Raw genomic sequence first — 5,715 nt, forward strand, 5'->3', positions numbered from 1 at the left:
GCTGGGCCAGGGCGGGCGGCCACAAGATGTGGCCGAGGCGGTGGCGTGGCTCGGCCAGGCCGGCAGTGGTGCGGTGACCGGCCAGGCACTGCGAGTCTGCGGCCAGGCACTGATGGGAGCGTGACATGACTCGACCATGGCTCGACCTGCACAGCCCCGACTCGCGCGCCAGCCTGTACCTGCGCGCGCTGCGCAAGCGCACGATCAGCGGCAGCACGCTGCCCACCCAGGGCCTGCGCTGCTACCTGCGCGTACAGCCGGACAACCTGGCGGCCTACCGGCGGCTGTGCCACTTCCCCGACGATGGCCGCTTGCCGGCCACTTATCCCCATGTGATGGCGTTCAACCTGCAGTTGCAGTTGCTCACCCGTGCGGACTTCCCCTTCCCTTTGCTGGGCCTGGTGCACCTGAACAACAGCATCGAGGTGCGGCGGCCATTGGGCGGCCTCGAGGGCTTGCAGGTGGCGGTCTGGGCAGAAAACCTGCAACCCCACGCCAAGGGCGGCACCTTCGACCTGGTCAGCGAAGCGTCCGATGGCCTCGGCCTGCTGTGGCGCGAAACCAGCCGCATGCTGGTACGCGGGCTCACACTCGAAACCTCGACTCCCGCAGCCAGTGACACCGCCGATCGCCCCGCGCCCACCGGCCTGGTGCAAGCCACGCGCTGGTACGCCGACCGTGACATCGGCCGGCGCTACGCCAAGGTCGCCGGCGACTACAACCCCATCCACCTCAGCGCCCTGAGCGCGCGGCTGTTCGGCTTCCCCAGCGCCATCGCCCACGGCATGTGGAGCAAGGCCATGGCGCTGGCGGCGTTGCAAGGGCATCTGCCCAAGGCCGGCTACCGCTTCGAGGTCGAGTTTCACAAGCCCGTGCGCCTGCCGGCCGAGGTGGTGCTCAGTGCCACCGAAGCCGGGCCCGCCGGTGAGCTGCGCCTGCACGGTCAGGAGCAGCGGCTGCACATGTCGGGGCGCTGGGCAGCGCTCTGACCCACAGGGGGCCTGTCAGGCCCCAACGCGCTTGCTTTGCCGCCGGCCTCCCCGGAAGCTATGCGGCAAAGGAGAGCCTATGAATCTGCAAGAACTGACCGAACGCCTGCACCGCATCCGCGACACCAACGACTGGCAACGTTTCCACAGCCCGAAGAACCTGGCCATGGCCGCCAGTGTGGAGATGGCCGAGCTGGTGGAAATCTTCCAGTGGCTCAGCGAAGACGAATCCCGCCGCCTGGCGCCTGAGCAACTGGCCCATGCCGGGCAGGAAGTGGGGGATGTGATCCTCTACCTGCTGCTGATGTGCAGCGAGCTGGGCCTGGACATGGACCAGGTGGTGCGCGCCAAGCTGGCCGACAGCGAGCGGCGGTTCGGCAAATGAACGACCGCCATTTCGATGAACTCGCCACGCGCTTCGCAGAAAAGATCTACGGCGGCGCCAAGGGCGCGATCCGCCTGGCCGTGCTGCGGGCTGACCTGACACACGCCCTGCCGCCCCGCCCGTTGCGCGTGCTCGACATCGGCGCCGGCCTTGGCCACATGGCCCTGTGGCTGGCCGAGCAAGGCCACGACGTGACCCTGGCCGAACCTGCCGCGCCCATGCTCGACGGTGCGCGCCAGCGCTTTGCCGACGCCGGGCAACGGGCCACCTTCATCCAGGCACCGTGGCAGGCGCTGGGCGAGCAGCTCGCCCAGCCCTATGATCTGGTGCTGTGCCACGCCGTGCTGGAATGGCTCGCCGAACCTCAAGACATCCTCCCCACCCTGCTGCGCCTCACCGCGCCGGGCGGCTGGCTGTCGCTGGCGTTCTACAACCGTGATGCGCTGGTGTACCGCAACTTGCTCAAAGGCCATTTCCGCAAACTGCGCAGCAATGAACTGGCGGGTGAAAAACAGAGCCTGACCCCGCAACGCCCCGTGGACCCACGGCAACTGCGCACGCAACTTGAGCCGCACTGGCAGGTCGAAGAGGAAAGCGGCGTCAGGGTTTTTCACGACTACATGCCCCGGGACTTCCAGGCCAAGGCGGCACTGGACGACCTGCTCGAAATGGAACTGGCCCACCGCCGACACCCCGCCTTCGCCGGACTCGGCCGTTACCTGCACTGGATCTGCCGACCGCGCTGAGCGATTCGCTACCGGGAGTGACCCATGTTCTATCGCCTGCTGTGCCTGGCCCTGCTGTCGCTTGCCGTGGTCGGCTGCCAGAGTGCCAATCCCTATGTCGCCAGCAGCCGGCCATTGCCGCCGGCACCGCCACAGGCCGCCACCACCTTCGATGCCAGCGCCTATCCAGCCCCCGCTCGCGACTACGGGCGCTACCGTACCTGGGCCTGGCGCAACGCGCGTTTGCCCAGCACCGGCGCCAACACCGACCCCGCGCAATTGGCGCAGGTGGTGGCCGAGGGCCTGGATCAGCAGGGTCTGCGCCCGGCCCGCAGCGGCCAGCCTGATCTGTGGGTCAGCGCTGACCTGCGCATCGAACGGCGTGTGCGGCAGGTGCGCGACTACGACAGCTACGACCCGTATTCCAGCCCTTACGGAGGGGTGGGCTACGGCGGTTATCGCAACGGCTATGGCGCCTACGGCAGTGTGCCGATCACGCGCACCTATCAGGTCGACGTCAGCGTGGTACACATCGAGCTGTTCGATGCCCGCGATGGCCAGGCGGTCTGGAGTGCCAGCGCCGAGAGCGGCACGGGCAGCCAATCGATCCGTGACCGTGAAGCGGCGCTGCGCGAGACCGTGCAGAAAGCGCTGAGCGGCTATCCCCCACGCTGAACGCCAGGAGACATCATCATGCTGCGCCCTCTCGCTATGCTCGCTTCCGTGCTGCTGTTGGGCGCCTGCTCGACCGCCAATGTCCAGCACGACTACGACGGCAGTCGTGACTTCGCCGGTTACCGCAGCTGGGCCTGGGAAGACCCTGCGCTGCAGTACCGCCCAGACGATCCGCGGATCAAGAGCGATCTGACCGAACAACGTATCCGCCAGGCCGTGGCCGGCCAGCTTGACCAGCGCGGCTTGCGCCCGGTGCAAGCCGGCGCTCGCGCCGACCTCAAGGCGCGTGCCTACCTCATCGTCGAAGACCGCCAACGTGAAGTCGTCACCAGCTACGGCGGCGGTTGGGGCGGTTGGGGCGGTGGCTGGAACGGTTACTGGGGCGGCCCTATGTTCAATGAAACCCGCAACGTCGACTACAAGGTGGCGACGATCCAGGTCGACCTGTTCGATGGCGGCGACGGCAAGCTGGTCTGGCGCGGCAGTGCCGAGCAGATGATGAACAGCAGCCTGCCGGGCCCGCAGGAACGCAGTGCAGCGATTCAGAAGACCGTGGGCGAACTGATGACGCACTATCCGCCGCGCTGATAGCGCTGCTCAGTAGTGGCAGAACGCCGTCAACTGCCGCAACGTAGCGTACTTGATGGCTCCGCTGGCGTTTGCTGCAGTGCTCAGGGCGCCGTCTTCTTGTAGCAGGCCCTCGTCGCGACACTGCCGTGATGCAAAACAGCGGATCGGTTGTCCCTTTGCTCAGGTTTTTTCGCAGGCAACCTGATGGGTGCGCAGTTCACGTCTACCCTGACGCTAACGATGTAGGAAATATCCCAACGCGTTGTCAGGCGAGTCACTAAAACTCCGACCAATGCCTGGCACCACGCCCTGATACAAGGATGGCAATCGATCGATGCACAGCATGGTCCTTCTGATGTGGCTGGCCTTGTGCAGTGAACAGGATGTCCGTGAGCGTCAGGTCTCTGAAACCCTGACCCTCGGCGTTGGCGCCTGTGCCCTGGCCTGGTTGTTCATGACCGGCACCAGCTGGCTGGGGGCCGAGGCCAGTGATGCCGGCTGGGGGCTGGCGATCGTCATGCTGCTGACCCTGCCGGGTTACTGGCTGGGCCGGCTGGGCGCCAGTGATGTGAAGCTGGTGGCGGCACTGGCCCTGGCCAGCAGTCACCATTATGTGTTGGGCACGTTCATCGGCGCTGGGGTGTGCGTGGTGTTGTGGATGCTCCTGCGTCGCCGGCTGCTGGCGCTGCTGCATCCCAAGGTGAAGAAACGCTTGCAGGCCCTAGCCGAGCAGATCAATGACAAGCAGCCCTTTGCGCCCTATGTACTGGTCGGATTTCTCCTGACATCGATTTGGACCCCCTAGCAACGACTGTGGTCATAACCCCATGACGCCTCGCGCCGGAGCGCGGGACGAAGGTTTTTCATTGCCGTAAATGGCAGGCCCGGGATCAGGGCCTTCAAGCAACAGGGAGTTGACCATGAGTAAAAATGTCAGCGAGGTGAAAGTGCTGGTCATCGATGACCAGCCCGCAGACGCCGAAACGCTCTGCGATGTTCTTGAACACCATGGTTACAACTGCGTCACTGCCCACAGCGCCGAACACGCGCTGAGCCTCTATCAGAACGACAGCGCCATCAGCTTGCTGCTGTGCAAGCTGCACCTGCCTGACTCGGACGGCATCGAGCTGGTGCGCGAGCTCAAGGCCGTCACCCATCCACCGCGCCTGTTCGAGACGATCCTGCTGACCGGTCATGCCGACAAGGCTGATCTGATCCGCGCGCTTCGTGGAGGGATTGCCGACTACTACCAGCAGCCGGTCGACAACGACGAGCTGCTCGCGGGCGTGCGTCGCCAGGAGCAGTCGTTGCTTGAGCGACGGCGTCAGGCCCGTGAGCTGGGCAGCCTGAACCAGCGCCTGCACCATTTGGCTGAGTCGATCGACGAGCTGTATCAGGACCTGGAAAAAGCCCGCGGCCACACCATGCACCGCCGCGCCAGCGACCCTGCCGAAAGCGAGCCCGAGCTGCCGGTCGCGTTCCAGAAGCTGTCGCCGCGCCAGTTGGAAGTGGCGCAACTGGTCAGCAAGGGCAAAACCAACTTTCAGATCGCCTGCGAACTGGGCATTACCGAAAACACCGTGAAACTGTATGTGTCACAGGTGTTGCGCCTGACCCACATGCACAACCGCACGCAACTGGCCCTGGCACTCACACCGCGCAGCTCGCCGCTGCATCAACGCTTTACCGCGCATTGACTGCAGCGGCCCGGGGCGCGCCGGGCTGCTGCGCCGTCAATCACTGACCTGAAACTCCACCCGCGCGGTTTCCCCGCTTTCGTCCAACGCACTCAGCTCGACCCGCCCCGTCTGCTCGAACGAGACCGTCAGGGCTTGCTGGTCGACGGTTTCACCCTGCGGCTGACCGTTGACGAACCACCAGCGCCGACCATTGCCGCCCAGTGCCGAGACTTGCAGTTGCAAAGGCTCACGGTTGCTGGCCGGACGGCGCAGGTGGTCACCGCCGCGCACCCCGACAATCGACAACGGCGGCGCGCTGATCGCTACGTGCGGTGGGCAGTTCGGGTCGATGCCAGGCAGGCGTGCGGCGCGCCGCTCCTGGCGCGATAGCCACGGCTCCAGTGCGGCCGGCCATAGCGCCACTGGCCGGGACCTGGCGTCAGGGCAACTCGCATCGACCCGCAGCCCGTCCGGGTTGACCCAGACGGTTTCACTCAGGCCCAGGCCCAGCGGCTGATCAGCGGCCTGCAAGGTGGGCGGCGTGGTGCCCTGCAAGGTCCAGGCGAAACGCTGGCGCCGGCAGTTGTCGTCCTTGCGCGCCATGGGCTGGCCCAGCGGCCAGCAGATCGCCGCCACCCCCACCGAATCCGGCACTTGCTCGGGCGCTGCGACGATGCCGCGCTGGCTGTCAC

The 5,715-nt window shown here is 66.0% G+C and carries 8 protein-coding genes and 1 pseudogene; 8 read left to right on the top strand and 1 reads right to left on the bottom strand.

Annotated features, from left to right (window positions below; translation table 11 throughout):
• The 8 genes from RT028_RS20435 to RT028_RS19760 all read left to right on the top strand — a co-directional run.
• Positions 1-124, top strand: a 124-nt coding sequence (locus RT028_RS20435; RefSeq protein WP_409567317.1) for a hypothetical protein, incomplete at its 5' end; no start/stop codon positions are given.
• A 1-nt stretch (position 125) separates the two neighbouring features.
• Complete coding sequence (locus RT028_RS19730) at positions 126-989, top strand: MaoC/PaaZ C-terminal domain-containing protein (protein ID WP_312937090.1); 864 nt, start codon at positions 126-128, stop codon at positions 987-989.
• Positions 990-1,068: 79 nt separating this feature from the next.
• Positions 1,069-1,374 (top strand): nucleotide pyrophosphohydrolase, encoded by a 306-nt coding sequence (locus RT028_RS19735; protein ID WP_312937092.1) that lies wholly within the window; start codon positions 1,069-1,071, stop codon positions 1,372-1,374.
• Positions 1,371-2,120, top strand: coding sequence for a methyltransferase domain-containing protein (locus tag RT028_RS19740; protein WP_312937094.1), 750 nt, complete (start codon positions 1,371-1,373; stop codon positions 2,118-2,120). The genes RT028_RS19735 and RT028_RS19740 overlap by 4 nt, the downstream gene beginning before the upstream one ends.
• Positions 2,121-2,144: 24 nt before the next feature.
• A complete protein-coding gene (locus RT028_RS19745) occupies positions 2,145-2,774 on the top strand; it encodes a DUF4136 domain-containing protein (RefSeq protein WP_312937096.1) in 630 nt (209 codons plus the stop codon).
• Positions 2,775-2,792: 18 nt separating this feature from the next.
• Entirely contained in the window at positions 2,793-3,362 is a 570-nt protein-coding gene (locus tag RT028_RS19750) for a DUF4136 domain-containing protein (protein WP_312937098.1), read from the top strand.
• A 316-nt stretch (positions 3,363-3,678) separates the two neighbouring features.
• Positions 3,679-4,149 (top strand): A24 family peptidase, encoded by a 471-nt coding sequence (locus RT028_RS19755; protein ID WP_312937100.1) that lies wholly within the window; start codon positions 3,679-3,681, stop codon positions 4,147-4,149.
• A gap of 115 nt (positions 4,150-4,264) precedes the next feature.
• Positions 4,265-5,041: a response regulator transcription factor gene (locus tag RT028_RS19760; protein WP_312937102.1), complete on the top strand. Its 777-nt coding sequence runs from the start codon at positions 4,265-4,267 to the stop codon at positions 5,039-5,041.
• Between the two features lie 36 nt (positions 5,042-5,077).
• On the opposite strand, the pseudogene RT028_RS19765 reads toward RT028_RS19760, so the two are convergent.
• A pseudogene (locus RT028_RS19765) lies at positions 5,078-5,715 on the bottom strand (penicillin-binding protein 1C); the annotation flags it as partial.

The organism is Pseudomonas sp. (genome assembly GCF_032058845.1).
Lineage (GTDB): Bacteria > Pseudomonadota > Gammaproteobacteria > Pseudomonadales > Pseudomonadaceae > Aquipseudomonas.